Source organism: Actinospineispora eucalypti, assembly GCF_039543365.1.
In the GTDB taxonomy this organism is placed as follows: domain Bacteria; phylum Actinomycetota; class Actinomycetes; order Mycobacteriales; family Pseudonocardiaceae; genus Pseudonocardia; species Pseudonocardia eucalypti.
Genome location: NZ_BAABJP010000008.1, coordinates 111,947 through 138,879, shown reverse-complemented (window position 1 = coordinate 138,879; position 26,933 = coordinate 111,947). Strand labels below are relative to the sequence as shown.

25 protein-coding genes are annotated in these 26,933 nt (G+C 70.2%); 14 read left to right on the top strand and 11 right to left on the bottom strand.

Annotated elements, in window-relative coordinates:
- The first annotated feature begins 52 nt into the window (after positions 1-52).
- Positions 53-448: a nuclear transport factor 2 family protein gene (locus ABEB12_RS11585; RefSeq protein WP_185061847.1), complete on the top strand. Its 396-nt coding sequence runs from the start codon at positions 53-55 to the stop codon at positions 446-448.
- Positions 449-452: 4 nt separating this feature from the next.
- On the opposite strand, the gene ABEB12_RS11580 is transcribed toward ABEB12_RS11585, so the two are convergent.
- Entirely contained in the window at positions 453-1,109 is a 657-nt protein-coding gene (locus ABEB12_RS11580) for a TetR family transcriptional regulator (RefSeq protein ID WP_185061849.1), read from the bottom strand.
- A gap of 70 nt (positions 1,110-1,179) precedes the next feature.
- On the opposite strand from ABEB12_RS11580, the gene ABEB12_RS11575 reads away from it, so the two are divergent.
- Both ABEB12_RS11575 and ABEB12_RS11570 read left to right on the top strand, forming a co-directional pair.
- On the top strand, positions 1,180-2,034 hold the full coding sequence (locus ABEB12_RS11575; protein WP_345702753.1) for a 3-hydroxybutyryl-CoA dehydrogenase: 855 nt from the start codon (positions 1,180-1,182) through the stop codon (positions 2,032-2,034).
- A 65-nt stretch (positions 2,035-2,099) separates the two neighbouring features.
- A complete protein-coding gene (locus ABEB12_RS11570; RefSeq protein ID WP_185061853.1) occupies positions 2,100-3,257 on the top strand; it encodes an acyl-CoA dehydrogenase family protein in 1,158 nt (385 codons plus the stop codon).
- 1 nt (position 3,258) lies between these two features.
- On the opposite strand, the gene ABEB12_RS11565 is transcribed toward ABEB12_RS11570, so the two are convergent.
- The gene (locus ABEB12_RS11565; protein ID WP_345702752.1) at positions 3,259-3,387 is read right to left on the bottom strand and encodes a hypothetical protein; all 129 of its coding nucleotides are present in this window, start codon (positions 3,385-3,387) and stop codon (positions 3,259-3,261) included.
- Positions 3,388-3,516: 129 nt separating this feature from the next.
- Positions 3,517-3,921, bottom strand: a complete 405-nt coding sequence (locus tag ABEB12_RS11560) for a hypothetical protein (protein WP_185061855.1) — start codon at positions 3,919-3,921, stop codon at positions 3,517-3,519.
- Positions 3,922-6,223: 2,302 nt separating this feature from the next.
- On the opposite strand from ABEB12_RS11560, the gene ABEB12_RS11555 reads away from it, so the two are divergent.
- Positions 6,224-6,712 carry a hypothetical protein gene (locus tag ABEB12_RS11555; RefSeq protein ID WP_185061858.1) on the top strand — a complete coding sequence of 163 codons (489 nt, stop codon included), beginning with the start codon at positions 6,224-6,226 and terminating at the stop codon, positions 6,710-6,712.
- A 143-nt stretch (positions 6,713-6,855) separates the two neighbouring features.
- Positions 6,856-8,091, top strand: a complete 1,236-nt coding sequence (locus tag ABEB12_RS11550; RefSeq protein WP_345702751.1) for a hypothetical protein — start codon at positions 6,856-6,858, stop codon at positions 8,089-8,091.
- A 369-nt stretch (positions 8,092-8,460) separates the two neighbouring features.
- Here the strand turns inward: ABEB12_RS11550 and ABEB12_RS11545 are convergent, their stop codons facing one another.
- Entirely contained in the window at positions 8,461-9,831 is a 1,371-nt protein-coding gene (locus ABEB12_RS11545; protein WP_185061862.1) for an FAD-binding protein, read from the bottom strand.
- Positions 9,832-9,916: 85 nt separating this feature from the next.
- Between ABEB12_RS11545 and ABEB12_RS11540 the strand changes: the two genes are divergently transcribed.
- Both ABEB12_RS11540 and ABEB12_RS11535 read left to right on the top strand, forming a co-directional pair.
- Positions 9,917-11,257 (top strand): FAD-dependent oxidoreductase, encoded by a 1,341-nt coding sequence (locus ABEB12_RS11540; RefSeq protein WP_185061864.1) that lies wholly within the window; start codon positions 9,917-9,919, stop codon positions 11,255-11,257.
- Positions 11,248-12,054 carry a hypothetical protein gene (locus ABEB12_RS11535; protein ID WP_185061866.1) on the top strand — a complete coding sequence of 269 codons (807 nt, stop codon included), beginning with the start codon at positions 11,248-11,250 and terminating at the stop codon, positions 12,052-12,054. Before ABEB12_RS11540 ends, ABEB12_RS11535 begins: the two co-directional genes overlap by 10 nt.
- On the opposite strand, the gene ABEB12_RS11530 is transcribed toward ABEB12_RS11535, so the two are convergent.
- Positions 12,047-13,486 (bottom strand): aldehyde dehydrogenase family protein, encoded by a 1,440-nt coding sequence (locus tag ABEB12_RS11530; protein ID WP_185061868.1) that lies wholly within the window; start codon positions 13,484-13,486, stop codon positions 12,047-12,049. The two genes, ABEB12_RS11535 and ABEB12_RS11530, sit on opposite strands and share 8 nt — an antisense overlap.
- Before the next feature lie 331 nt (positions 13,487-13,817).
- Here ABEB12_RS11530 and ABEB12_RS11525 point away from each other — a divergent pair, with 331 nt between their 5' ends.
- The 3 genes from ABEB12_RS11525 to ABEB12_RS11515 all read left to right on the top strand — a co-directional run bounded on the left by ABEB12_RS11525 (position 13,818) and on the right by ABEB12_RS11515 (position 16,151).
- Positions 13,818-14,591 carry a GNAT family N-acetyltransferase gene (locus tag ABEB12_RS11525; protein WP_185061870.1) on the top strand — a complete coding sequence of 258 codons (774 nt, stop codon included), beginning with the start codon at positions 13,818-13,820 and terminating at the stop codon, positions 14,589-14,591.
- Complete coding sequence (infA, locus tag ABEB12_RS11520) at positions 14,588-14,812, top strand: translation initiation factor IF-1 (RefSeq protein WP_185061872.1); 225 nt, start codon at positions 14,588-14,590, stop codon at positions 14,810-14,812. The genes ABEB12_RS11525 and infA overlap by 4 nt, the downstream gene beginning before the upstream one ends.
- A 208-nt stretch (positions 14,813-15,020) precedes the next feature.
- Positions 15,021-16,151, top strand: a complete 1,131-nt coding sequence (locus ABEB12_RS11515) for an alcohol dehydrogenase catalytic domain-containing protein (RefSeq protein WP_221498169.1) — start codon at positions 15,021-15,023, stop codon at positions 16,149-16,151.
- Positions 16,152-16,172: 21 nt separating this feature from the next.
- Here ABEB12_RS11515 and ABEB12_RS11510 read toward each other — a convergent pair whose 3' ends face one another.
- Complete coding sequence (locus ABEB12_RS11510; protein ID WP_185061874.1) at positions 16,173-16,763, bottom strand: TetR family transcriptional regulator; 591 nt, start codon at positions 16,761-16,763, stop codon at positions 16,173-16,175.
- 30 nt (positions 16,764-16,793) lie between these two features.
- On the opposite strand from ABEB12_RS11510, the gene ABEB12_RS11505 reads away from it, so the two are divergent.
- Complete coding sequence (locus ABEB12_RS11505; protein WP_185061876.1) at positions 16,794-18,020, top strand: saccharopine dehydrogenase NADP-binding domain-containing protein; 1,227 nt, start codon at positions 16,794-16,796, stop codon at positions 18,018-18,020.
- On the opposite strand, the gene ABEB12_RS11500 is transcribed toward ABEB12_RS11505, so the two are convergent.
- Complete coding sequence (locus tag ABEB12_RS11500; RefSeq protein WP_185061878.1) at positions 18,004-19,032, bottom strand: SIS domain-containing protein; 1,029 nt, start codon at positions 19,030-19,032, stop codon at positions 18,004-18,006. The two genes, ABEB12_RS11505 and ABEB12_RS11500, sit on opposite strands and share 17 nt — an antisense overlap.
- A gap of 97 nt (positions 19,033-19,129) precedes the next feature.
- Here ABEB12_RS11500 and ABEB12_RS11495 point away from each other — a divergent pair, with 97 nt between their 5' ends.
- Together ABEB12_RS11495 and ABEB12_RS11490 are read left to right on the top strand one after the other, a co-directional pair.
- The gene (locus ABEB12_RS11495) at positions 19,130-19,861 is read left to right on the top strand and encodes a UTRA domain-containing protein (RefSeq protein WP_185061880.1); all 732 of its coding nucleotides are present in this window, start codon (positions 19,130-19,132) and stop codon (positions 19,859-19,861) included.
- A gap of 26 nt (positions 19,862-19,887) precedes the next feature.
- Complete coding sequence (locus ABEB12_RS11490) at positions 19,888-21,468, top strand: sodium:solute symporter family transporter (protein WP_221498170.1); 1,581 nt, start codon at positions 19,888-19,890, stop codon at positions 21,466-21,468.
- Here the strand turns inward: ABEB12_RS11490 and nagA are convergent.
- The 4 genes from nagA to ABEB12_RS11470 form a co-directional block, all read right to left on the bottom strand.
- Positions 21,378-22,511 (bottom strand): N-acetylglucosamine-6-phosphate deacetylase, encoded by a 1,134-nt coding sequence (nagA, locus tag ABEB12_RS11485; RefSeq protein ID WP_185061882.1) that lies wholly within the window; start codon positions 22,509-22,511, stop codon positions 21,378-21,380. The two genes, ABEB12_RS11490 and nagA, sit on opposite strands and share 91 nt — an antisense overlap.
- On the bottom strand, positions 22,508-23,512 hold the full coding sequence (gene murQ, locus ABEB12_RS11480; protein ID WP_185061884.1) for an N-acetylmuramic acid 6-phosphate etherase: 1,005 nt from the start codon (positions 23,510-23,512) through the stop codon (positions 22,508-22,510). The genes nagA and murQ overlap by 4 nt, the downstream gene beginning before the upstream one ends.
- Positions 23,513-23,519: 7 nt before the next feature.
- Positions 23,520-24,479 (bottom strand): BadF/BadG/BcrA/BcrD ATPase family protein, encoded by a 960-nt coding sequence (locus ABEB12_RS11475; RefSeq protein WP_185061885.1) that lies wholly within the window; start codon positions 24,477-24,479, stop codon positions 23,520-23,522.
- Between the two features lie 109 nt (positions 24,480-24,588).
- On the bottom strand, positions 24,589-25,431 hold the full coding sequence (locus ABEB12_RS11470) for a metallophosphoesterase (protein ID WP_185061886.1): 843 nt from the start codon (positions 25,429-25,431) through the stop codon (positions 24,589-24,591).
- 84 nt (positions 25,432-25,515) lie between these two features.
- On the opposite strand from ABEB12_RS11470, the gene ABEB12_RS11465 reads away from it, so the two are divergent.
- Complete coding sequence (locus tag ABEB12_RS11465) at positions 25,516-26,874, top strand: Rieske 2Fe-2S domain-containing protein (protein WP_185061888.1); 1,359 nt, start codon at positions 25,516-25,518, stop codon at positions 26,872-26,874.
- Positions 26,875-26,933 lie beyond the last annotated feature (59 nt).

Below are 26,933 nucleotides of genomic sequence, written 5' to 3'. Positions count from 1 at the left end.
CCGCCGACCGAGTTACATACCGACTGTCTGTTTGTCACAAAGGAGGCCTTGCATGACCGCCGCCACGCACGCCGTCTACGAGCGCTACCACGCCTGCTGGGCCGCCCGGGATCCGGAACGGATCGCCGCGATGCACACCACCGACTCGGTTTTCCACCTGCACTCCGGCCTGCCGCCGGCGCGCGGGCGGGAGGAGATCCGGGCGGCCGCCGCCGCCAACTTCGCCCAGGTGCCCGACCTCGACTTCGAGCTGGTCTCCCTGAACGTCGGGGACGGTTTCTGGGCGGTGCGGTTCGTGATGACCGGGACCTCGCCCCACGGTGACCCGTTCCGGATCGACCTGGCCGATGTCGTGCTGGTCAGGGACGGCCTGGTCGCCGAGAAGCACTCCTACGTGGACGGCGTGGCGATGCGGGCCGCGTTGCGCCCGGCGGCCGCCGTGTCCTGAGCGGTCACTCCGGCTCGCCCAGCACGGCGCGCAACCCGGGCAGCACCGCGTCCAGGCTCTTGGTGGTGCGGAAGGCGACGATGCTGCCCGCCTCGCCGCCCGACTCGAACAGCTCGAGGGTCGCGGCCATGGCCTCGTCGAACTCCGCCTCGGGTCGGGCGGTGAGCCCGCGCAGCCACCGCCGCAGCACGTAGTTGTGCGCGGTCACCACCGAGGCCGCCATCAGCTCGGCGCGCAGCGCGGTCGCCTCCTGGCCGCCCATCCACTCGTGGATGTACTCCCGGAACACCCGCTGGTACCGCGGCGTGCTCGCCGTCTCCCGCTCGCGCAGCGCCGGAACGGAGCTGGTCAGCCGGTACCGGGCCAGCGCCAACTGCCCCTCGCCGAGATAGTGCGACAGCACCAGCCGGGCGCTTTCGCGCACCGCTACCAGTGCGGTCTGCTGGGTGGACCCGGCCAATCGGGACCGGATGGCGTCGAGCACGGCCTCGTGGTCCGGGAAGATCACCTCCTCCTTGGACCGGAACGTGCGGAAGAACGTGGTGCGGCCGACCCCGGCGCGCTCCACGATGTCGTCCACCGTGGTCGCCTCGTAGCCGCGCTCGTCGAACAGCGCGAAAGCCGCCTCGATGAGGCGTTCCTTGGTGCTTTCCTTCGCCATCCGCCACTCCTTGCACTCCGGTGCGGTACTGAGTACCGTACACATGGTACTGAGTACCTTCAATGGAACGGTGGACTCGATGCAGCGCGTTGGCGTGGTTGGATGCGGTCTCATGGGCGCGGGAATCGCGGAGGTGTCCGCCCGCGCCGGTTGTGACGTGGTGGTCGTGGAGGCCAACCAGGCCTTCGCCACGGCCGGGCGGGAACGGGTGGCCAAGTCCCTCGCCCGCGCGGAGAGCAAGGGCAAGATCACCAGTGCGGCCGAGGTGCTGGACCGGATCCGGGTGCTCACCGACCTGGAGGAGCTGGCCGACCGCGAGCTGGTGATCGAGGCCATCGCCGAGGACGAGCGGGCCAAGGTCGAGCTGTTCTCCCGGCTGGACATGATCGTCGAGTCGGACGACGCGGTGCTCTCGTCCAACACCTCGTCCATCCCGATCATGAAGCTGGCCGTGGCCACCCGGCGCCCGGCCCAGGTGCTGGGCGTGCACTTCTTCAACCCGGTGCCGGTGCTGTCGCTGGTCGAGCTGGTGCCCAGCCTGCTCACCTCGCCGAAGACCACCGAACGGGTGCGCGCCTTCGTGCAGGACGACCTGGGCAAGCACACCATCGACTGCCAGGACCGGGCCGGGTTCATCGTGAACGCGCTGCTCATCCCGTTCGTGCTGTCGGCGATCCGGATGTTCGAGTCCGGCTTCGCCACCGCCGAGGACATCGACCAGGGGCTGGTCCGGGGTGCAGCCCACCCGCAGGGGCCGCTGGCGCTGGCCGACCTGATCGGCCTGGACACCACCAAGGCGGTGGCCGAGTCGCTGTACGAGGAGTTCAAGGAGCCGCTGTACGCGCCGCCGCCGCTGCTGGCCCGGATGGTCGACGCCGGCCTGCTCGGCCGCAAGACCGGCCGCGGTTTCTACACCTACACCTGAACAGCGCGGAACGCGCTCGCCGAGCGCGCGCCCAGTTAGGCGCGCGGGACAACACAGGGGACCCGATGAACCAGGAGTTCGACCACTTCCGCCTGTCCGAGGACCACGAGGCCATCCGGGAAGCCGTGCGCGCGGTGGCCACCGACAAGATCGCGCCGTACGCGGCCGAGGTGGACGAAAAGGCGGAGTTCCCGCAGGCCGCCTACGACGCGCTGGTCGCGTCCGACTTCCACGCCCCGCACGTGCCCGAGCAGTACGGCGGGGCGGGCGCGGACGCGCTGGCCACCTGCATCGTGATCGAGGAGGTGGCCAGGGCCTGCGTGTCCTCCTCGCTCATCCCGGCGGTGAACAAGCTGGGCAGCCTGCCGCTGATCCTGGGCGCCTCGGAGGAGGTCAAGGCCAAGTACCTGCCCCCGCTGGCGCGGGGCGAGGCCGGGTTCTCCTATGCGCTCTCCGAGCGGGAGGCCGGCTCGGACACCGCCTCCATGAAGTGCCGCGCGGTTGCCGACGGGGACGAGTGGGTGCTGAACGGGCACAAGGCGTGGATCACGAACGCCGGCTTCTCCGAGTACTACACGGTGCTGGCGGTGACCGACCCGGACGGCAAGCGCGGCGCGAACGTGAGCGCGTTCGTGGTGGAGCGCTCCGACCCCGGCTTCAGCTTCGGCGCCCCGGAGCGCAAGCTCGGCATCAAGGGCTCGCCCACCCGCGAGCTGCACTTCGACAACGTGCGCATCCCGGGCGACCGGATGGTGGGTGCGCCGGGGGAGGGCCTCAAGATCGCCCTGCGTACCCTGGACCACACCCGGGTGACCATCGGCGCGCAGGCGGTCGGCGTGGCCCAGGGCGCACTGGACGCGGCGGTCGAGTACGTCAAGGAGCGCAAGCAGTTCGGCAAGGCCATCGCCGAGTTCCAGGGCATGCAGTTCATGCTGGCCGACATGGCGATGGCCGTGGAGACGGCCCGACAGATGGTCTACCTGGCCGCCGCGAAGTCCGAGCGCGGGGACGCCGACCTGCCGTTCTTCGGCGCCGCCGCCAAGTGCTACGCCTCCGACGTGGCGATGAAGGTGACCACGGACGCGGTGCAGGCGCTGGGCGGTGCCGGGTACACCAGGGATTTCCCGGTGGAGCGGATGATGCGGGACGCCAAGATCACCCAGATTTACGAAGGCACCAACCAGGTACAGCGCCTGGTGGTGGCCCGGCACCTGCTCAAGTAGCTCACACCTGGTCGCTCAGCTCGGCCAGCCCCCGGCGCAACACCCCGCGCAGCTCCTCGGGCTCGACCACGTGCAGCAGCCGCCGGAGGTTGCCACATAGGCGACGCCGGGGAACGGACCCGCTACCCACGCCGCCCAGGTGCGTGAGCTGCTGGCCGCGGTGTGCGCCGTTGAGTCGGCAGGTGAGGCTTCTCTCGCCGGTTTGGAACTGTTGATATTGCAGGCTCGACCCTTGATGGCACGCTGATTTCCGTGCGCGTTATCGAGGCTGAAACCACCAGCGCAATGCCAGCCAGCAAAATAGTGCGAACCCGATGCTGGAGTAGGCGAGGTTGATTGCGACCGAGGTAGTTGGGTCGAAGCCCAGAGCCTGTAGCTGTTTCTCCTTGAACTCAGCGATCCCGTGGGTTAGCTCCCAGATGGTCCCGATAATGGCAGCGAGCTGGCCGGCCAGAACCACGAAGCAGACAGCGACGACCCAGCGCACCTCCCGGGCGACCAGTACCGCCGCGGCCGCAAGCACTACGGCGACAGCGATGAAGGCCACCGCGTCACTTTCCTGTAGGTGCGAGAACGCGGCCGTCGCTCCGATCAATGCCAGGGCGACGCCGGCAACCATTAGCAGCACAACGCCGATCTTCAGGGGTCGATGGAACACAGACACGTGAGTGATCTTATGAGGTGCGTCTACTCGCAAAGAGGGCCTACACCGTGAGCATGACCCCAGCGCGGACATCCCCACAGTGGAGGACGCCGTGATCTTCATTCTCAGAGTCGGGCAACCTCAGGGGGCCGCTGGTTCGTCGATGGTTCGCCAGGCGGTGAGCGCGAGTGTCAGTTCGTAGTGGTCCTGGTGGTCGCCGGGGGTCCGCCAGGTGATCGCCTCGATCAACCGCTCGTGGGGTCAACCAGCCCCACTGCGGTGAACGAACCGGATTTGTGCCTCATCGCCGAGCGCGGTGTCTCTGGTGGTGTTCATCCGGAGAACCTCCCCGTGCAGGGCCGTAGCTTGAAGCGAGGCCGGAACGCACGTTCGATATAACAACGAGTCCGGCACGCCCCCGCAATCGAGCGACCGGGTGCGACTGCGGACGATAGTTGTCACTTGCAGACCATCTCTGTCACCAAGATCGGCAAGTCGGTCGACGGGGTTCAGCATACGAGGCAAGGAGGGTAAGGAACACCTGGGCCTTGCGAACCGTGAAGCTCGTGCGGTGTCGGCGATGCGATGACCGAGCCTTGAGATCCTGGTCCGGCCACGGTGACACCCGCGCCGAGGAGGACTGTGGCGGAGACGGCCAGCGCGGCAAGTAGTTGCCCGATCGTGTACCTCGTCGTGAGCATGATCGCCTCTCCATGTCGGACGGAGCGACCCGAATGGGTGCCGTCGCAATAGGATCACCGACGCCTTCTGTCTCACAAGCCCCACAGGCAACACTTACACGCCTGGCCTATCGGTCGGCGAGCTGATCCACCTGGAGTTCCTCACCGGGACGATGACCCAATCCGCGCTGGACTGCCGGACAGTTGTCACCGGATCGACGAGCGGCTGCTGGGACCAGGTGGGGCGAGGCACAGGCGAGAACGTCGCGGCGCTGGTGACATTCGGTGCGACCGTCGTACAAACCGGTGGCGTGTCCGCGGCGACAGACGTCATCCAGGTCGCGACCGGCGTAGTAGGGGTGCTGGTCTCATTCTTGGCCTTGCGTGAAGCGCGGTTGGCACGCCCAAGTCGGTCGAGACAGGCGCCCACCCCTGGTCCTGTGGCGGCCCCCGCCCGGGAGGCGTCACGTCGCATTTTGCCTCCGAAGGTTGTCCCGAAGCCCTCAACGGTGACCCCGGCGACAGCGCACCCGGTGCCCGCGGGCAGCCGACCCCGAGGATTCGCCAGTATGCCGGTGGCGCCGCCGGTGCCCTCTATGTGGCCGCGCGCGCTCACCTTCAACAGCCCCATCGCGCAGGCTGCGGTGTCAACGGTCCTGCTACTGGTCGTGAGCGCCATCTGGCTCGTACGCCGGACCCGCAAGGCGTGGGCGCCCTCCGAGTCCTTCTTCGGCCTGGTCGCGCCTGTCGTCACACGACCGGTGAGACTACGGGCGATACCTAACACAAGCCGTCGCTTTTGACCCGCTGCACGAACCGGTTATCGGCACCTCATCAAGCTTTTGATCAAGCTTGGCCGGCGCGACGCCGCGATACAGCGATACAAAACGCTCGAACGAGGACTCGGTATCGCGGGAGGAACCACGCCGGGGGCTGACAGGGCCATGCGGTCGGTGGCGGTCGGACACGCCCATAACGTGCCGCCCCCGGGGGAACCCGGCCGCATAGGGCCTATGCACGACAAGCAGGCTGCCACTCGTCGTTGTCCGGGTCCTCCGGATCCCAAGTCAGGGGCTCGTGCTCGCTGAACAGGTAGAACCGCCCAATTATCCGGCGATCTGGAGCAACGATCTTTGCCTCAGCACTCAACCCTGTGGGTCCCCCCAGCCAACGGCCATGGTCCCGGCGTCGTTCTTCCAACTCGACTTTGGCGCGCTCAGTCGCCTCGCCTGCATCCGCGCACAAGAACGTCGCTCGGCCTGTGCGGTTGTCGTCCTTGTCGACGAAGTACACAACCGCACGCCACGGCCGCGGTGTTTCAGGAGGTTCAGCCATCGTCACCCCTGTGCCAGCGGCGACGAAACGTACGGGCTCGAACTCTTCACCAGCAACGGAGCCTTGATCTTGTTCACTCCCATCAGCCACGGTGCGCCTCCCGGAGAGTCTGATTTCCCCGACGGGTGGCAAGAAAATGCCGCAGGTCCGTTATGGCGTTGTCGTGCGCCCACCGGAGCCGCCAGCGCATCCGACGCCGCCACCTCTTGTCCGTCGGTGCTACGCGAAGCGCCAGGTCACGGGCGCTACGGGTCGTGTTCACGGACTCATGGAATCCTGATCATGGTGGAGGCGGTAGATGACATCCGATGACATGGACGGAGGCGGACAGCGCAGTGGAACACGGGATCACGATCACCGGATCGCGTTCGACCGAGCATCGGTCGGCCGAGTTCTACGGTCGAATCTTCGAGGCCTATTTGGAGCCGTTCGCGCAGCAGAACGCACACTTTCATATCGGTGGGGCACTGGGGATAGACACTCTTACCCTGAACTGGCTAGCGAACAACACCCCCTCGGCCATCACCATTGCCGTACCGTGCAGCGTGAACGACCAGCCACACGAGGCGGCGGATGCCATCAGGTCTTGGGCACGGGCGGGTCGCTTGGCGGATATCGTCGAACTCAACGCGCCAGCACTTGGGACGCCGGCCTATCATGTCCGTAATCGTTGGATGGTGGACCGCACTCAGTTCGTTATTGGTTTCCCGCGTAACGACGATCCCGGGAGCGGCACATGGTACACTCTCGGCTACGCAGCTGAGCAAAGAAAGCCTCGTATGATTGTGCCAATCTAGCCCACCTCACCTGATGGACTCTCGATATGAGTGGACGCAATCGCAGCGTCGGTGCCGAGGTATTGCGGCGACTTCGAGAAGCACGGGGTTGGTCTTGGGCTGACATGGCCCGCGCGATTCGAGATCTTGCAGGAGAACTCGGCATGTCGTCGCTGGCCGGCGTTCAAGTCGCTAGCCTCAAACGAAATATCGCACGCTGGGAGAGCGCCGGTGTCAACGGAAGCATGGGTGAGCGGAATCAGCTATTGCTCGCACACCTTTACGCCCGGACGCCCGCGGGTGAGATCTCAATCGGTGGAGGCTCTGACTTTGAAGCCTTGCTTTCGGCCTTGCACCATTTTGGCATTGATGAAGACCGTCTGCGTGAGCTTCAAGCCGCAGTCGCGGAGAACGCAGCCCGTCAATACGGCGGGCTCTCTGCGTTCTCAAGGAACGGCTACTCGCCTGACCTCGCGCGTGCGCTGCACGACCCCAGTAAACTGAGCCACGGCACGCTCGTAGAACTGCGCGAAGTAGTAACAGATGTAAATAATCGAGTGGGCACCGTTCCGTTTGTGCGGCTTCAACTACAGCTTGCGCCGACGGTCGACTCCTGCCGTCGTCTCATCGCCGCGACGGACACCCCGGGGTCTTTGCGAGAAGACCTACTAGTCGTCGCCTCGGATGCATTCACGCTTGCAGGTCGGCTTGCGTTTGAAACGCGGGATGATGACGCGTCATCTCAGTTGTATGGTGCCGCAACTGATGCGGCGAGCAAGGTTACTGACTCGCGGCACTTAGCAGCGGTGTACACGAGTCACGCGATGGTAACTCACTACATTTCAGGAGTTCCCAACTCCGCTCGCGAGATCGCGCATGCGGCAGTAAAAGCCGCCGAAGTCGGCTCAAGCATCAGCGTTCGGGCGCGCGCTTTGGCTGTGCAAGCCGAGATGTCCGCGCGCGCCGGACTCCATCGAGAAACCGAGGTAGCGCTGCTGAGGGCTTGGAAGACTGTGGACCGCGACACGGTCGACGATCCAAGCGGCGACTTCAACCATGACCGTCTGAACGGATTTGAAGGAGTCTGCCAGCTTCACATCGGACGCGCCGAGGTGGCTAGCGAGAGAATCGAGCGGTGCATCACGAGCCTTCAAGACCCACGGAGCAAGGTCCAGCTCGGAATCAACACGACAGATCTAGCAATCGCCAGGCAACGGTTGGGAGACCCGCGTGCCTCGGTAGCGCTCCTACATGAGTCCGTGGATATCGCCGCCGGCACAGGTGGTCGCGTGGCGTCGCAACGTATTCGGCAAGCACGCCTAGAGCTACGTAAGTGGCGTACGGAGTCGTTCGTGGCGGACTTGGATGACCACATCCATGCGACTTTGCTTGCGAGATGACCGGGGGAACCGATTCCAGCCGGTCGGAGTGGTGTTGCGGGTCCATCGGCGATGAGCTGGTCAACGACCTGTGCCAGTAGCGAATCGCTCAGTGCACAGATGGTGATCGTGCCCGCTTTGCGAAGCTGTGACTAGCCGTCACGGCGAGGGGTCCAAGATCTTTGTAACTCTGTACTTAGTAACAAGATCAAATCCCCATGGCGTGAATGTCGTGCAATCAGAGTGACAGCTGAGAGCCGAGCGACACCCGGAGAAACGCTGGCCACGCCAATTGGGTGGCGCCCCTACCTCACCGCCACGGGCCAGTCGACGCCACGGAAGACCGGCCACGCCGCGCCGCCCAAGCCGTCTTGGAATCGGCACCGCACCCTAGCCGCGCAAGTCGGCGGCGATCTGGCGGGCGCGGATCGCGCCGGCCTGGCCTGCTCCTTCCACCCCGATGCCCAGGATCGGCGTCGAGCCGTCCCCGGCGAAGTACAGCCCGGGCACCTCGGAGCTCTGCGGCGGCAGCTTGGGGCCGTGGGTGAGCGGGTTCAGCCAGTGGTGTTTGTGGGTCATCTCGGTGCGGTCCACAGTGGCGTCGTGGAAGCCCGGGAACATGTCCTCCTGCAGGTCGAGCAGGTGTTTCACCGCGCCGTCGTGGCCGCCGATCTCCGCGTAGGCTTCCTTGGAGAACTGCGCCTGGGCGGCGAGCAGCCAGCGGCCCTCCTCGGTGGAGTCCGGGGCGATCGCCTGCATGGGGAACAGGTAGGCGAGGTTGCTGCCCGCCGCGTCGGCGACCATGGTCATGTTCTGTAGCGGCACCACGGGCTTGTCCAGCAGCGAGTACGTGCACGCGTCGTGCCCCAGCAGCTGGTTCGCGTAGTCCAGCGGGGCGGCCACCTCGGAAGCCAGCGGGCCGAGCAGCCCGGGTATCCGCGGGTTGCCCACCGCCAGCGCCACCGCGCGCCCGCGCACCTCGTCGCCGCCGCGCAGCGCGACCCCGGCCGCCCGGCCGTCCTCCACGATCAGCTGCTCCACCCGGGCACCCCGGCGCACCGGGCACCCGGCGGCGTCCAGGCCCCGGCCCAACGGCACCAGCAGCCCCTCCCACGGGTCCGGGCTGGGCGCGGTGACGAACGCCTCGCCGCTGACCAGGCCGCGCAGCATGCCCATCATCCCGTAGACCGAGACGTGCTCGGCCGCCACCTGTGGCGTGGTCTCGGTGAGGTTGGCCGCGAGCACACACATGATCATGGTCAGCGTCTGGTCGCCGCCCTGCTCGGCCACCCAGTGGGTGAGCGGGGTGCGCTGCAGCGCGGCCAGGTCCTCCCAGGACATGCGCAGCGCGACGTTCAGCACCCGCTCCAGGTCGGCGCGCAGCTCGTCCAGCGGGAACGGCACCAGCGGCGCCAGCACGTCCAGGATGGCGCTCGCCGACGGTGCGGCGCGCAGCTCCGCGCGGGCCCCGGTGGCCTTGTTCAGGATGTGCATCGGCGGGCTGACGTGGAACGACACCGGCGCGTTGACGATCCGTGCGGCGCTGAACCAGGAGCCGCCGTTCAGTCCCGGCTGGAAGATCGGGTGCTGCACGAACCCCTTGCTGCGGGTGCCGAGCTGGGCCGAGCGCAGCGCCCAGCCCACCTCGGGGGTCTCGCAGACCACGGCCGCGCTCACCCCCTCGGCCACCAACTGGGCCGCACAGCACAGGCCCGCGACTCCGGCTCCGACCACCACCACGTCGGCATCGAGCTTCGGCATCGTGCGCTCCTTAGAGGAAGGGCGTGACACAGCTCTCATGACTATGTGACACTTATCGCTGTATGTCAATCAGGGAGGTTTGAGCATGCGGGTTGTGGTGGTGGGCGCCGGGCTGTCCGGACTGGCGGCCGCGCACCGGCTGCGCCGGGCCGGGACGGAGGTCCTGGTGCTGGAGCGCGACGAGCTGCCCGGCGGGCGGGCCCGCAGCGAGCGCCACGGCGATTACCTGGTGGACACCGGGCCGGACGCGCTGACCGGCAGCTACTCCAGCTATCTCGCACTGGTCGACGAACTGGGCCTGGCCGACCGCGTGGCGCCGAGCAGCCCGGTGGTCGGCCTGGTGCGGGACGGCCGGCTGATCGACATCGATCCGCGCCGGCCGTGGCGGGCGCTCACCCGGCGGGCCCTCGGCCCGGCCGCGGCCGGGCGGCTGCTCACCGGTTGGCTGCGCCTGCGCAAGGCCGCCCGGGACGTGGACTCCTACGAACTGGTCAACCGGGCCGACCTGGACGACCCGGACGTCAGCGCGCACGACCTCGCGCTGCGCACGTTCGGCACCGAGGTGGCCGAGTACCTGGTCGACCCGGTCATGCGGCTGACCACGGGCAGCGGGGCGCGCACCGCCTCGGCGCTGAACCTGCTCGGCGCCCTGCGGGCCTGGACCGCACCGGTGGTGAACGTGCGGGGCGGGTTGGACCGGCTACCGGCCGCCCTAGCCGCCGAGGTACCGGTGACCTACGGCGCCACGGTCACCGGCGTGGACGAAAGCGACGACGGGGTGCGGGTGCGCTACCTGGATGCCGGGGGCGAGGCCCACACCGTCGACGCGGACGGCTGCGTGATCGGCGCGATGTACCACACGGCGGTGGAGATCTGGCCGTCGTTGAAGGGCTACTCGCCGGAGTTCGCCGACCGGCTGGCCGACGTGAAGCTGGTGAGCGTCTCGCTGGGCTACCGGGCGCGCACCCGCAGCGCCGCGTACATCGTGCAGGTACCCACCGCCGAGCTGGCCGACGTGCTGCTCATCTTCCTGCAGCACAACAAGGCCCCCGACCGCGCCCCGGACGGGCACAGCCTGATCACCCTCTACACCGACACCACCGTCACCGACCGCTACCTGGGCCGCACCGACGAACAGATCGTGGACTGGGCGGCCGGCACCGTCGAGGCCCTGTGCCCCGAGCTGGCCGGGAGGCGCGACCTGGCCGTGGTGACCCGCTGGCCCAAGGCCGGCTACCTGGCCACCCCCGGGTTCTGGCGCCGGGCGGCCGGCCTGCTCGACGCGCTGCCCGCCGACGGCCGGGTGCGGCTGGCCGGCGACCTGTTCGGCGCCGGCTCGATGGAGTCCGCCGTGCGGTGGGGCGAGCGGGCCGCAACCGCGCTCCTGGATCTTGACCGGCAACCGAGGAGGCCGACATGTTCCTGACCGCCGTCGACGTGCCACCGGTCGGCATGACCACGCCGGTGGGCGCGCAGACCACCGCCCAGCTGGCCATCGGTGCCGTGGTCGCCGCGATGGTGCTCGGCGCCCTCTGGCGCTGGTACCGCACCGGGCAGCCGACCGGGGTGCTCCTGCTGGTCGGCGGGCTCGGCTGTTCGATGAACGAGGCGTTGGTCGACCAGCTCGGCCACTGCTGGTTTCCCCCGGACGGCGCGATCGCCTACTCGGCCTTCGGCTACGCGGTGCCATGGTGGGTGGTGACCGCCTATGTCGGCTTCTTCGGCGGGCTGACCTGGCTCACCGCCGAACTGCTGGCCACCGGGCCGACCCGACGGCGGATGTGGGCGGCCATCGGCGGCGTGTGGGTGGTGAACCTGATCCTGGAGATGCCCATCCTGGCCAGCGGGCTCTACCAGTACTACGGCTACCAGCCGCTGGAGGTGGGCGGCTTCCCGCTCAACTGGCTGGTCATCAACTCACTGGGCTCGCTGTTCGCCGCGGTGCTGGTGGCCCGGCTGCCCTGGTGGTTCACTGGCGCCCGCCGGCTTCTGCTGGTGCTGGTGCCGTACGTGACCTACTTCGCGTCCTGGGTGGCGCACATGCCGCTGTTCCTGGCGCACAACGCCGACGTGTCCGACCCGGCCCGCCTCTTCGCGGCCGTGCTGTGCATCCTGCTCGGGCTGGTCGCAATGGACGCGCTGGTCCGGACCGGCGTGGCGCCGACTGTGGGTCACCGGCCCGCGGTGCCGGCCGATGACCCACAGCGCGCGTCGGTCAGGTGAAGATGGACTGGGTCTGCTGGTAGTGGCCGATGGCCTCGGGGCCGAGCTCACGCCCGAGGCCGCTGGCCTTCACCCCGCCGAACGGAGCGGTCGGGTCGAGCATGAAGTTGTTCAGCCCGATGCTGCCGGTCTGCACCCGCCGCGCGACGGCGAGGCCGCGCTCGTCGTCCCCGGTCCACACCGAGCCGCCGAGCCCGTAGTCGGAGTCGTTGGCGATCCGCACGGCATCGTCGTCGTCGGCGTAGGGGATCAGCGACAGCACCGGGCCGAAGATCTCCTCCTGGGCGATGGTGTGGTTGTTGTCCACGTCGGCGAAGATCGTCGGCTGGACGAACCAGCCCTTGTCCCGGTCCGGGCGGCCGCCGCCGACCACCACCCGGGCGCCCTCGGCCTTGCCCTTGGCGATGTAACCCTCCACCCGGTCCCGCTGCCGGTCGCTGGCCAGCGGGCCGACCTGGGTGGTCTCGTCCAGCGCGTCACCGACGGCCAGCGAGCCGGCCAGGGCGGCGAACACTTCGACCACCTCGTCGTAGCGCGAGCGGGGAGCGAGCACCCGGGTGCCCAGGAAGCAGGTCTGCCCGTTGTTCAGCAGGGTCGCGGTGAACAGCTTCTCGCCGATGGCGGCCAGGTCCAGCTGGGCGTCGTCCAGCACGATCGCGGCCGACTTGCCGCCCAGCTCCAGGGTCACCGGCCGGAGCAGCCGCCCGCACACCTCGCCGATGCTGCGCCCGGCCGCCGTGGAGCCGGTGAACGAGACCTTGTCGATGCCCGGGTGGGACACCAGGTAGGCGCCGATCTCCCGGCCGCCGGGCACCCAGTTGATCACCCCGGCCGGGATGCCGGCCTCGCTGGCCGCCTCGGCCAGTGGCACCGAGTCGAGCACGGTCTCCGGCGACGGCTTGATCACCAGCGTGCAGCCGGCGGCCAGCGCGGGCGCGTACTTGAACGCGGCCAGCGACTGCGGGAAGTTCCACGGCACGATCGCGCCGACCACACCGATCGGGTATCGGCGCACGATGGTGGTGCCGCCGAGCAGGCCGGGACGACGTTCCTCCGGCTCGGCCTGCCGGATCACCCCGGCGTAGTAGCGCAGCAGCACCGAGGGGAAGACCCCTTCGAAACGCGAGGAGATGGCAACCGGCATGCCGTTCTGCGCGCTGACCAGCTTGGCGATCTCCTGGCCCCGCTTGTCCAGGGCGTCGGCGAACCGCTCCAGCGCGGCCGCCCGGTCGGTCGGCGCCCAGCGCGCCCAGCCGTCCGGGTCCTCGAAGGCCGCCCGCGCCGCCGCGACGGCGGCGTCCACGTCGGCCTCCTGGGCCTCGGGCACGGAGCCGATGATCTCCTCGGTGCTGGCCGAGCGCACCTCGATCCGCTGGCCGGAGCTGGGTGACGCCCACTCGCCGCCGATGAACAGGGTGTCGTGCTGCGACATGCTTTCTCCTTTGAAGGTCCGCGGGTGCGCCGGGACGGAGCGCACAAGGCCGCGACTGCGTCGTCCGGCGGCGCGGCCATGGGCCTTCAGCCTAGTACGGAACAGTGTTCTCTTAGGAGGGATCTACCACCCCCCTTCGAGAGAAGACCGAAACCGGGTGGGCGGCCGGCGCGCGTGCCGCTACGGTATGACCGACCGCGACCCTGCCCGAGGAGGTGAGCCCCCATGAACGCAGTACGCACCTGGGTGCTCCTCTCGTCCCGGTCGGGCGGCTGATGTAGCTGTCGCCAGGGGTGCCCGTCATGACCGGCACTTCTGAAAGGCGACAACCATGGAATCTGTGCATTCCGATGCCCGGCGCGCGGTGATCACCCGGGTCGCCGAGGGGCACTGGCGCGCTGTGGCGGACGACCGGGAGATCGGTCGCGGCGAGGCGTCACGGCGGCCCGACGGGCGAATCTTCCTCAGCATCGACGCCTGGCACGGCGTGGCCTTCGACCGGCTCGTCGAGGCCATGTTGGCGGAGCTGCCGAGGCCGCTCCACACGATGGTCGACGGGACCGACCATGACTCGACCGCCCGGTGGGAACGGGCCGGGATGGCGGTCCGCCGCCGTGAGTGGCTGTACCAGCTGCCCACCACCTCCCGGCCCGAAGTAGTGCCGCCCCCGGCGGGGGTGACCCTGCTGCCCGCCGGCGCGGCCGATGAGGGCCCGCTGCGGGAGGCGTACGCCGCGATCCGGGCCGAGATCGAGGCGGGCGTCGGCTGGGCCGCGATGCCGGTCCAGGTGCCGGCCCAACCGGCCGGGGCCCCGATGGACCCGTCGCGGTACGCGGTGGCGGCCGGGCCCGACCGGTACGAGGGGCTGGTCCGCGTGGTGGCGCGGCGCCGGCACGCCCGGATCGGGCTGGTCGCGGTCCGGGCCGACCGGCGCCGCCGGGGGATCGGTCGCGCGCTGCTGGCCGACGTGCTCGCCGCGCTGCACCGCGGCGGGATCGACACCGCATCCGCCGATATCGACGAGTCCAATGTGGCAGCGATGGCGCTGTTCGAGGGCCTCGGCGGGCGGCGCGCGGGCAGCGGGCTGGAACTGGTGATCCGATGAGCCGGGGTTCGGGAGGTATCGAGGTCGAGGGCACCGTGGTCGAGGCCCTGCCCAATGCGACCTTCCACGTGGAGCTGGAGAACGGGCACAAGGTGCTCGCCCACATCAGCGGGAAGATCCGGAAGAATTACATCAAGATCGTCCTGCTGGACCGGGTGCTCGTGGAGATCAGCCCGTACGACCTCACGCGCGGCCGGATCCTGTTCCGCTACCGGACTTGATCGGCTGACGTGAACGTTCGGCCTGGGGTGACCACCGCCGGCGGCGCGGCGATCACCCCAGGTCGCGGCGCCGCAACCCGGCCAGGCCGAACCCGGCCAGCCCGTCCAGCGCCCGGGTGTGCCCGAAGGTCTTCACCAGGCCACTGGCCTGAATCACCGCGGTCATTTCGTGTCTTCCCAGGCGCCGATCTGGGTGTTTACTGAGCTGGTGCGCAGTTTGATCTACGTCCGGAAGCGGACTCTGGAGTGGCGCGAGGTCCCCGACGCCGTTCTCGAGGCCGACACCGATGTACTGGTACGGCCCTTCGCGGTGGCCCGCTGCGACCTCGATGTCGCGTTCCTTCGACACGACCTCGGGCGCCCGATGAGGCTTGGACATGCCGCTCGGGTACTGGATCGGCGAGTGCTCACCGACCTCGGGCGCCGACCGTTCACCGGGCCTTTCCCGTTCGGGCACGAGTGCGTGGCCGAGGTGGTGCGGACCGGCGGAGAGGTGCGGTCGGTGACTCCGGGAGACGCGGTGATCGTTCCGTTCCAGATCTCCTGTGGCCGGTGCACAGCATGCTCACAGGGACTGACGGCGGCCTGCGGCACCGACCGGCGTACTCCGATCTCGATGTACGGGCTGGGCACCGCGACGGGCGGATGGGGCGGCACCATGAGCGATCTCCTGCGGGTGCCTCACGCCGACCACATGCTGGTGCGGGTCCCCGAGGGTGTGGATCCGGTGGCGCTCGCCAGCGCGAGCGACAACATCCCGGACGGCTGGCGGTCGGTCGCGGCTCCGCTTGCGCGTTTCCCCGGCGCCCCGGTGTTGGTGCTCGGTGGCCGGGCCCGCAGCGTCGGCCTCTACGCCGCCGCAAGCGCGCTCGCCCTCGGCGCCGAACGTGTCGACTACCTCGACTCCAGCCGGGAACGGCTCAGCATCGCCGCCGCTCTCGGCGCCACACCCCTGACCAGGATCGGCCGACCAGGCTGGCCACGGCCCGGTTCAACGGCGCGCTACCCGATCGTCGTGGACGCCAGCGGCGAACGGGGAGCACTCCGCCACGCACTGCGCTCGCTCACCCCCGGCGGCGTCTGCACCTCGGTGGCGCCGTACTTCGAATCCGGAACACGACTGCCGTTGTGGACCATGTACGTCAACCAGGCCAGCTTCGTCACCGGCCTGGCCAACGCGCGAGCCGAACTCCCGGCGGTATTGGACGCCGTCACGGCCGGCAGGCTCCGACCGGAATTGGTCACCGGCGTGGTGGCCGACTGGTCCGATGCGCCGCGGGCGTTGCTCGACCCCACGACCAAGGTCGTGGTTCGCCGGGCCCGTGCGCACACCCGCTGAATGAGCGTTTGAACGGGCTGGTCAGTTGGGCAGGGTGGCGAGCAGGGCGGTTGCGGCGGCTCTGGCCTGGTCGGTTCGTTCGGGCTGGTCCACGCCCTGCGCCTGGAAGGCCCAGTGCGCCTCGATGAGGCAGAGCAGCCCGTAGGCGACCGCGTCCGCCTGGGCCTCCGTGGCGGCCGGGTGGGCAGTGCGCAGCAACCGGGCCACCGGCGGCAGCCACCGCTCGTTCCACAGTGCGCGCAACCGGTCCCGCACCCGGTCGTCCCGGCCGGCCAGCGCCACCAGGTCCAGCCAGATCAGCAGGTCCCGCCCGCTCCGGTAGAAGCCCGGCCCGAACGCGAGGTGCACCTTCTCCCGCGGCGACTCGTCCCCGGCCAGGAACATGCGGTCGCCGTACGAGCCGACGAACTCGTCGATGAACGCGGTGACCAGGCCGGTGCGGTCCTTGAAGTAGTGGAAGACCAGGGTGCGCGGCACCTCGGCGGCGGCGGCCACCTCGGCGGCGGTGACGTCCGCCAGGCCTGTGCGCGCCACCACGCCGGCCATGGCACCCAGGATCTCCGCCCGGCGTTGACCGGCCAGGCTCGGTCGGCCTACTTTATTGACTGTCACGACAATCAATATATGTGAAGAGGTGGCGGGATGCGAATACTTGCCCTGGGTGGCGCGGGTGGGATGGGCCGGTACGCCTGCCGGGTCGCCGCCGGCTGGCCCGAGGTGACCGAGCTGGTGGTGGCCGACCTCGCGGCCGGCGCCGCGCGGGACTTCGCCGCCGAGCTGGGCCCGCGGGCCCACGGCGTCGGACTGGACGTACGGGACGCTCCGGCCCTGGCCGCCATGCTCGCCGAGGCCGACGTCGTGGTCAACACGGTCGGCCCGTACTTCCGCTTCGGCGTGCCGATCCTCACCGCCGCGATCGACGCCGGCTGCCATTACCTGGACATCTGTGACGACTGGGAACCGACCCTGGACATGCTCGAGCTGACCGAGCGGGCCCGGGCGGCCGGGGTGACCGCGGTCGTCGGCATGGGCGCCAGCCCCGGAGTGGCCAACCTGCTCGCCGTCCAGGCGGCCGCCGCGCTGGAGCGTCCCGAGGAGATCGTCACCGGGTGGAGCCTGGAGGCCGCTCAGCCGGACGAAGCGGGCGGCGCGGGCGGAGCCGCCGAGGTGAGTGCGGCGCTGATCCACGGGGTGCGCCAGATGACCGGCACGATCCGGGTGGTCCGGGACGGCCGGCCGGTGGACGAGCGGCCGCTGCGGCGGTTCACCGTGGACTATCCGGGCGTCGGTCCCCGACCGCTGTGGACCTTCGGCCACCCCGAGGCGGTCACCCTCGCCGGCGTTATCCCCGGCGCTCGGACCAGCGTGAACGCCATGTTCGCCGGCGGAGCGTTCATCGGGCTCGTGCGAGCGCTGCGCTGGGCCGTGGACCGGCGGGTGCTCACCCCGGAACGGGCCGCGCGGGTGATCGCGCTGGCCGAGCGCCGGCTGCCCGCACCCGCGCCGCACACGCTGCTGCCGCCGGACGGCCTGCCACCGTTGTTCGCGCTGGTCACCGGCAGCCACGAGGGCCGTCCGGTCCGCGCCGCCGCGACCCTGCTGCGCGCCCCCGGCATGACCATGGGAGCACTCACCGGGGTACCGCTGGCGGCGGCCCTGCGCCTGCTGGTCACCGGGCGGCTGGACCGGCCCGGGGTGTCCCCGCCGGAGGCCGCGCTGGACCCGGCGGAGTTCTTCGCCGAGCTGGCCGAGCACTGCCCGGGCGCGGGGCCGATGACCCTGCTCACCACCAGCTGGGAGCCGTCGGCCGGCGAGCGGTACCGCACGGCGATCGGCGCGGCCCGTGCGGCTCTCAGTGCGTCCGCGTGACCTTGCGCAGCCCGGGCGGCCGGTCCGGGTCCAGCCGGCGCAGCAGCGCGAGGTGCAGCGCCAGCTGCTGGAACGGCAGGATCTCCAGCAACGGGGACAGCTCCTCCGGCGCACCGGCCGGCAGCGCTAGGCCCACCGTGGCGGCGGAGGCGAACTCGGGGGAACCCACGGTGAGCACGTCCGCACCGGTCCGGGCCAGCTCGGCGTGCACCGGGCGCATGGCCTCGCCGGCGGTGCCGGCCGGCGCCACGGTGAACACCGGAACCAGCGAGTCGATCATGCGGAACGGCCCGTGCAGCAGGTCGGCGGCGGAGAACGCGTGCGCGGAGAGCGCGCAGGTCTCCATCAGTTTCAGCGCGGCCTCCCGGGCGGTCGGGTAGCTGTAGCCCCGGCCGGTGACCACCATCCGGTCCGCGTACCGGTAGCGGGTGGCCGCCTCGGCCACGCCCGGCTCGGCGCTCAGTACCTCGGCGGCCAGCTCGGGCAGTCGCCGCGCCGGGGCGGCCGAGTCGCCCCGTACCGCCGCGACCAGTAGGTAAAGTGCGAGCAGCTCGGCGGTGTAGCTCTTGGTCGCGGCCACCGAGCGCTCCGGCCCGGCCAGCACCGGGATGCGGTACTCGGCGGCCTGGTCCAGCGCCGAGCCGGGTGAGTTGGTCACCGCTGCGGTCAGCGCGCCGCCGGCCCGCCCGACCGCCAGGCTGTCCACCAGGTCGGGGGAGGCGCCGGACTGGCTGATCCCGATCATGAGCACGCCGGCCAGGTCGGGCCGGGTGCCGTAGGCGGTCATGGTGGACGGGGACGCCAGCCCGACCGAGAGGCCCAGGCGGATCTCCATCAGGTATTTCGCGTACAGCGCGGCGTGGTCCGAGGTGCCCCGGGCGACCAGCAGCGCGAACCGGGGCCGGCGCCGGCGGATCTCCGCCGCCGCCTCGGCGATCGCTTCGGCCGCCTCGTTGCCCGGCGCGAGCAGGCGTGACCACGCGGCGGGTTGCTCCGCGATCTCCCCGGACATCAACGCACCCGGTCGGGCTTCTTGTACCACTGGTTCTCCAAGGCTTGCGCAGTTGCCGGTGAGGACTGTACCAATGGTTCATCCCTGAGGAGGCTTGATGAAGTACCTCCGGCTGCGTGACGAGCTGCTCGAGCGGCTGCGCGCGATGGCCCCCGGCGAGCCGTTGCCCCCGGAGCGGGAGCTGGCCCGGCAGCTGCGGGTGAGCCGGACAACCCTGCGCCGGGCGCTGGACGACCTGGTGTCCACCGGTGCGGTGCGCCGCCGGCACGGCGCCGGCATCTTCGCGGTCGGCCCGAAGATCGTGCAGCCGCTGACCGCCACCTCCTTCACCGAGGACATGCGCGCGCGGGGCATGCGCCCGGACACCCGGGTCATCGAGTTCGGCGTGGTGCTGGCCGGCGCCCGGCTGGGCCGGCGGCTGGAGGTGTCCCCGTCGGCCGAGGTGGTGCGGGCGCTGCGGTTGCGGCTGGCCGACGACGAGCCGATGGCGCTGGAGATGCTGCACGTGCCGGCCGAGCTGGTGCCCGGGCTGGACGCCGAGACCCTGGGCGAGGCGTCGTTCTACCAACTGCTGGCCGAACGGTTCGGCCACCCGGTGGTGAACGGCCGGCAGAGCATCGAGCCGACGGTCACCGACCACGACGAGTCGGAGCTGCTCACCGTGCCGCTGCACTCGCCGGCGCTGTTGTTCGAGCGCACGTCCCGGGACGCGGACGGCCAAGTGCTGGAGTTCGTCCGGGCCGTCTACCGGGGTGACCGGTACCGCATCGAGACCGAGATTTCGCTGCTTCCGGTGGTGGCACCGGGATTGATGTCCGGTTTGGCCTAGGGCGGTTCGAGCTTCGAGGGGAAGCGATGACTGTGCGTTACGTGGACGCGATCGTGGTGGTCGTCTATCTGATCGGCATAGCCGCGATCGGGCTGAAGCTGTCCGGCCGGCAGCGCTCGTCGGACGACTACTTCGTCGGCGAGGGCAAGATGTCCTGGTGGGCGGTGTGCTTCTCGGTGGTGGCCACCGAGACCAGCGTGCTGACCGTGATCAGCATCCCCGGCGGCGCCTACTCCGACCAGGGCTTCGGCAACCTGGAGCTGGCGTTCGGCTACATCATCGGCCGGGTTGTGGTGGCCACCCTGCTGATCCCGCTGTACAAGCGCGGCGGGTTCGTCAGCGCGTACCAGTACCTGGGGGAGCGGTTCGGCCGGGGCCTGCAGTCGCTGGCCTCGGTGACCTTCGTGTTCACCCGGCTGCTGGCCGAGGGGGTGCGACTGTTCGCGGCGGCCATCCCGATCAAGCTCATGCTGGACGAGTTCGGCATCGCCACCAACTACCCGGTGATCATCATCGCCCTGTCGGTGATCACCGTCGCCTACACCTACCTCGGCGGGATCAAGGCGGTGATCTGGACCGACGCGATCCAGATGTTCCTGTACATCGGTGGCGCGCTGCTGGCCATCGGGGTGCTGTCCGCGAGCGTCGGCGGCGCCGGGTTCGCCGCCGCGCTGGACGCCGGGAAGTTCCAGGTGTTCGACACCAACTTCGGCATCGAGCACGTGCTGACCAGCACCTTCGCCCTGCCCACCGCGATCATCGGCGGCGCCATCTTCGCCATGGCCTCGCACGGCTCGGACCAGCTGATGGTGCAGCGCATCCTGTCCACCCGCTCGGTGCGGGACGGGCAGCTGGCAATGATCGGCTCGGGGATATTCATCGCGCTGCAGTTCACCGCGTTCTCGCTGGTCGGCGCGCTGCTCTGGGCGTACAACGAGGGCAAGACCTACACGCAGCTGGGGCTGGGCAGCACGGACAACCTGTATCCGCAGTTCATTCTGCACGCGCTGCCGGTGGGCATCTCCGGGCTGCTGGTCGCGGGCATCCTGGGCGCGGCGATGGGCTCGCTGTCCTCGGCGCTCAACTCGATGTCCAACTCCACGGTGGCCGACCTGATCTCGGTCTACCGGACCAACCGGCCGCCGGACGAGGTGATTCTGCGCCTGGGCCGGGTGATGACCCTGGTCTGGGCCGTGCTGATGGCGGCGTTCGCCTGTTGGTTCAGCGACAAGACGGGCAACGTCTACCTGACCGGCCTGGCCATCGCCGGGTACACCTACGGCGCGTTGCTCGGCGCCTTCCTGCTCGGCCGCCTGGTGCCGCGCGCCGGCCAGCGGGAGGCGGTCGCCGGGTTCGTGGTGACCGTGCTGGTGATGACCTTCATCGTGCGGGTGGTGCGGGTGGACGTGCCGCTGGCCGCCGGCGGCACCAAGCCGACCGCCATCGCCGCGCAGTGGCTGGTGCCGATCGGCGTGCTGATCACCGTGGCGGTCGGGTGGCTCTGTCGCTTCCTGCCCTACAACCAGCGGCCGGCGCGCAGCACGCGGGAGACGGTGAGCGCGGAGTCCAGCAGCACCACGTCGGCGCGCAACCCGGACGCCAGCTGACCGACGTCGGACAGGCCCAGGGCGGCGGCCGGGGTGGTCGCGGTGACCCGGGCGGCGTCGGCAACCGACAGCCCGTACTCCTGGACGGCCCGTCGGAACAGCACGTCCGAGGTGGTCACCCCGCCGGCCAGGGCGTTGTTGGACAGCATCCGGGCCACGCCGCCGGCCACCCGAACGTGGCCGCCGCCCAGCGTGTACGCGCCGTCCGGCATGCCGGCGGCGGCGATCGCGTCGGTCACCATGGCCACCCGGCCCGGTCCGGCGGCGGCCAGCACCTGGCGCACCCAGGCGGCGTGCAGGTGCACCCCGTCGGCGATCAGCTCCACGGTGACCCTCGGGTCGGCCAGCAGCGCGAGCACCGGCCCGGGCTCGCGGGAGAGCGCGGCCGGCATGGCGTTGAACAGGTGGGTGGCCACGGTGGCGCCGGCGTCCACGGCCGCGTTGGTCAGCGCGAAGTCGGCCTCGGTGTGCCCGACCGCCGCGACCACGCCCGCTCCGGCGAGCGTGCTGATTGCGGCCAGCCCGCCCTCCAGTTCGGGGGCCAGGGTGACCATCCTGATCGTCCCCGCGCCGGCCTCGAGCACCTCCCGCACCTCGCCGGGCTCGGGCGGGCGCAACCACGCCGGGTTGTGCGCGCCGCACCTCGTCCCGGCCAGCCACGGGCCTTCCAGGTGCACCCCGGCCAGCTCCCCGGACCGCACGAACTCGGCCAGTTCGCCCAGCGCGCGGCGCAGCCGGGGGAGGGGCAGGGAGACCAGCGAGGCGATTGACGTGGTGGTCCCGTGCGCCCGCTGGGTGGCCAGCGCCGTGGCCACGGAAGCCGGCCCCTCCTCGTAGCCGCCGCCGCCCCCGCCGTGCGCGTGGATCTCCACGAACCCCGGCACCAACGTGAACCCCGCGCAGTCCACCCGCGTCCCGCTCGCCGGCGGCGGTTCGTCAACGGACCCCACCCCGACGATCCGGTCCCCCCGCACGTGCACCCACCCCCCGGGGAGCACACCGCGCGAGGTGACCACGTCCCCACCCACCAACCCCAAGCTCATATCGCGGGTTCCCCCGGCCCATGTCGCAGGTCTCGCCGGTCCATGTCGCCGGCCGCGCGCAGGGCCTCCCGCACCCCGCCACCGGCGCGGGTGAGCAGCTCGGCGGCCTTCTCCGCGTCCAGATCGGCGAGCAGCATGACGATCGCGGTCTTGGCGTGCCCGCCGGCCTCGGCCAGGGCCGCCCGGACCCGGTGCTCCTCGGCGCCGGTGGCCTCCAGCACGATCCGGGTAGCCCGCGCGCGCAGCTTCTCGTTGGTCACCCGCACGTCCACCATGAGGTTCCGGTACACCTTGCCCAACCTGATCATGCTGGCCGTGGAGAGGGTGTTGAGCACCAGTTTCTGGCTGGTGCCCGCCTTCATCCGGGTGGAGCCGGCGACCACCTCCGGCCCGGTGTCCAGCTCGATGGCCAGCTCGGCGAGCGCGCCCAGCCGGCTGCCCGGGTTGTTGGCGATGCCGATGGTCGCCGCGCCGACCGCGCGCGCCGCCGCCACGGCGGCCAGGACGTAGGGGGTTCGCCCGGAGGCGCTGATGCCGACCACCACGTCGCGTGTCCCAGGGTCCAGCGCGGCCAGATCGGCGCGGGCCGCTTCCTCGTCGTCCTCGGCGCCCTCCACCGCGACCGTCATCGCCCGCTCGCCACCGGCCAGCAGCGCCCGCACCGACTCCGGCCCGGCGCCGTAGGTGGGGTCCAGCTCGGTGGCGTCCAGTACCGCCAGCCGGCCGGCCGTGCCGGCGCCGACGTAGATCAGCCGGCCGCCCTTCCGGAGCCGCCCGACGATCACCTCGACCGCCCGCGCCAACCGGTCCGCGACCGCCCGGACCGCGTCCACAGCACGGGCGTCCTCGCTGGTCAGCAGCGCGACGAGGGCCGGGACGGAGCGGGTGTCCAGGTCGGCCAGCTCCGGCCGGGAACGCTCCGTGGCCAGGCTGGCCAGCGGGGCCGGCCCGCTCGGTTCGTCCGATGGGCGGCCCCGCCGCCCGGCGCCAGCGTCGGTCATGTCGCACTCACCGGCGCGCCCGTTCCCCGGGGCGCACGGTCAACCGGTGGTGCGGCAGGTCGGGGCGGGCGAACAACAGGTGCGCCCCGTCCAGCGCATCGCCGCGCGGCTCCTCCCGTTTCACCCCCGGCGCCAGCACGGCCAGCTCCCGGTCGAACGCCTCGGTGAACAGCCCACCGGCCTGGAACAGCCCGCCCAGACCGGCCAGCGCGCCGTCCACGCCGGGCAGAGCGGCCAGCGCGGCGGCGGCGGTCCGGGCCAGCTCGCGGCCGGCGTCCGTCCAGATCGCCATCGCCTGGGCGTCGCCCGCCTCGGCCGCGGCCGCCACGTCCCGGGCGAACACCGCGACCGCCTGCCCGGGGCTGGACGACCCGTGCAGCACGGCCGGCAGCGTATCCAGCGGGCCGAACCGGGCGGTCGCCAACTCGTGCAGCACGGTTGGCTCGCCCCGCCCGTCGTGCGCGCGCAGGGCCGCGCGCAGGCCGGCCCGCCCGATCCAGTGCCCGCTGCCGTCGTCGCCGACCAGGTAGCCCCAGCCGTCCACGGTGTGGCTTCGGCCGTCCGGGGCCAGTGCCATGGCGACCGCGCCGGTGCCCGCCACCAGCGCCACGCCGGGCTCACCGGCCAGCGCACCGGCGTGCGCGATCGCCATGTCGTTGGCCAGCAACACCCGCTCCGTGCCGAACCGGCTGATCAGCCCGTCCCGCAGCGCGTTCACCGAGTCGCCGGACTGGCCGAGCCCGGCGAGCCCGGCCACCACCGCACTCACCGGGCCGGGGTCGGGCAGTTGCGCGTTGGCGGCGTCGATCGCGGCCAACGCCAGGGCCACCCCGGCGGCGTCGGCCAGGCCCACCGCGCCGGCGCCGACGGCCAGCGCCGCCCGGCGGCCGTCGGTGTAGCGGGCCAGCCGGCAGCTGGTCTTGCCCAGATCGATGGCGATCATGGATGACTGGGTCGATGCGGTCACGGCCCTCCCTCAAGTTGGACCATTGGTACAACTTGGCCGCTCGAGGCGCAAGTATCTTCCGCGTACGCCGAACTGGGCGCACGCTCGGCAGGCGCGTTCCGCGCCGTCGTCAGCTCGCTTCCGGCCAGGGCAGGATCTGCCGGGGCACCACCGGCTCCCGCTTGCGCGACTTCCACTCCCTCGGATAGCCCAGCGACACCTCGACGAACGGCACCCCGTCGTAGTGGGTGAGCCGGGGGATGTGCAGGTGGCCGTAGATGACGGCCGCGGTCCGGTACCGGCGGTGCCAGTCGGCGGTCAGCTCGGTGCCGCACCACTGGGCGAATTCCGGATAATGCAGCACACGGGTAGGTTCGCGTACCAGCGGCCAATGGTTGACCAATATCAGCGGAATGTCCGGATCGCATTCATCCAACCGTCCGGCCGAATAGGCCACCCGGTCCCGGCACCATTCGTCGAGGCCGCCATACGGCTCGGGATGCAGCAGGTACTCGTCCGTGCAGACCACCCCGGCGTCGCGCGCCACGGCCAGCGCCTCCTCCTTGGTGGTGGTGCCCTCCGGGCGGAAGGTGTAGTCGTACAGCAGGAACAACGGGGCGACCACGGCCGGTCCGCCCGCCCCGCTCCAGGTGGGGAACGGGTCCTCCGGCGTGAGTACGCCCAGTTCACGGCAGCGGTCCACCAGATGGCGGTAACGCTTCTCGCCACGCAGCTGTACCGGGTCGGCGGACTGCGTCCACAGCTCGTGGTTTCCGGGCACCCAGATGACCCGCTCGAACCGGCCGGCCAGCAGTTCCAGCCCCCACCGGATGTCCGCCTCCCGCTCGGCCACGTCGCCGGCCACAATGAGCCAGTCCGAGGCCGATTCCGGCTGAATTCGCTCGACGATTTCCCGATTGTCGCCGTGTCGCAGATGCAGGTCACTGGTGGCGAATAATTTGCCGGTCACCACCCCATCCTATGCGCGGCCGTTCCCTTGACGCCTCGGCCGCGCGCTGCTAAAGATAGCATTCGCTATCCAGCCTGGGGGCCAGCCATGACGGTTGAGTTCAGCCGCGAGTCCATGCGCACCGTGCAGGAGATCTTCGCCGCCGACCGCGGCGCCACACCACCCGCGCCGTACCTGGAGCACCACCCGCGTGACCTGGGCACCGGTCAGATCCCGGTGGCCCGTTACACCAGCTCCGAGTACCTGAAGCTGGAGTACGAGCGGTTGTGGTCACGGGTGTGGCAGTGGGCGTGCAACACGGAGGACATCCCGAACGTCGGCGACCACGTCGTCTACGACATCGGTGACCGGTCCGCACTGGTGGTGCGGGTGGCCGAGGACCAGATCAAGGCGTACTACAACGCCTGCCTGCACCGGGGGCGGGCGCTGAAGACCGAATCCGGCAACTGCGCGAAGTTCGTCTGCGGGTTCCACGGCTGGTCCTGGAACCTGGACGGTTCGCTGGACCGCATCCCCTGCCGGTGGGACTTCCCGCAGATCGCCGACGAGGAGAACCGGCTGCCCGAGGTGCGCTGCGAGACCTGGTCGCAGTTCGTGTTCGTGAACTTCGACGACGACGCGGCGCCGCTGCGCGACTCGCTGGACGTGCTGCCCGAGCATTTCGCGCACTACCCGCTGGACGACAAGTACACCGCCGCGCACGTGCAGAAGGTGATGCCGGCCAACTGGAAGGTCTGCATGGAGGCCTTCCTGGAGGCGTACCACGAGGTGGCCACCCACCCGCAGATCATGGAGTGCTTCGCCGACGCGAACTCCCAGTACGACGTGTGGGAGCGCACCAGCCGGCTGTTCACCCTGTTCGGCGTGCCCAGCCCGCACCTGGGCGAGGTCGACCAGGAGCAGATCTTCGACGCCGCCATGGGGTTCGTGCCGGACGTGCCGGTCGACGGGCTGAGCCGGGAGCTGCCGGACGACGCCGACGCCCGGGCGGCGCTGGCCGAGTACACGCGTGGCCTGATGAAGGGCATGCTCGGGCTGGACTGGTCGGGCAAGTCGGTCGCCGAGGTGGTGGACGCGGCGCAGTACTTCGTGTTCCCCAACTGGTGCCCGTGGAGCGGGCTGGCCAACGCGCTGCAGTACCGGTTCCGGCCCAACGGCGACGACCCGGACAGCTGCATCTTCGACGTCCGGATGATGTACCCGATTCCGCCCGGCGCACCCCGGCCGCCGAAAGCGCCGCTGCGCGAGCTGGCCCCCGACGAGCCCTGGGCCAACGCCCCCGAGCTCGCCGGTTTCAGCCTGCTGATGGAGCAGGACGAGAGCAACCTGATCGCCTTGCGGAAGGGCCTGCGGGCCACCAAGCGCACCGGCGTCAACCTCGGTGTGTACCAGGAGTCCCGAATCCGCCACTTCCACCAGCTGCTCGAGGAGTACGTCGGCGGCTGACGCACCCACCCCTTGACGGCTCGGCCCCTTGAAACTCGGCGGTGGAGCTAGCTGAACGG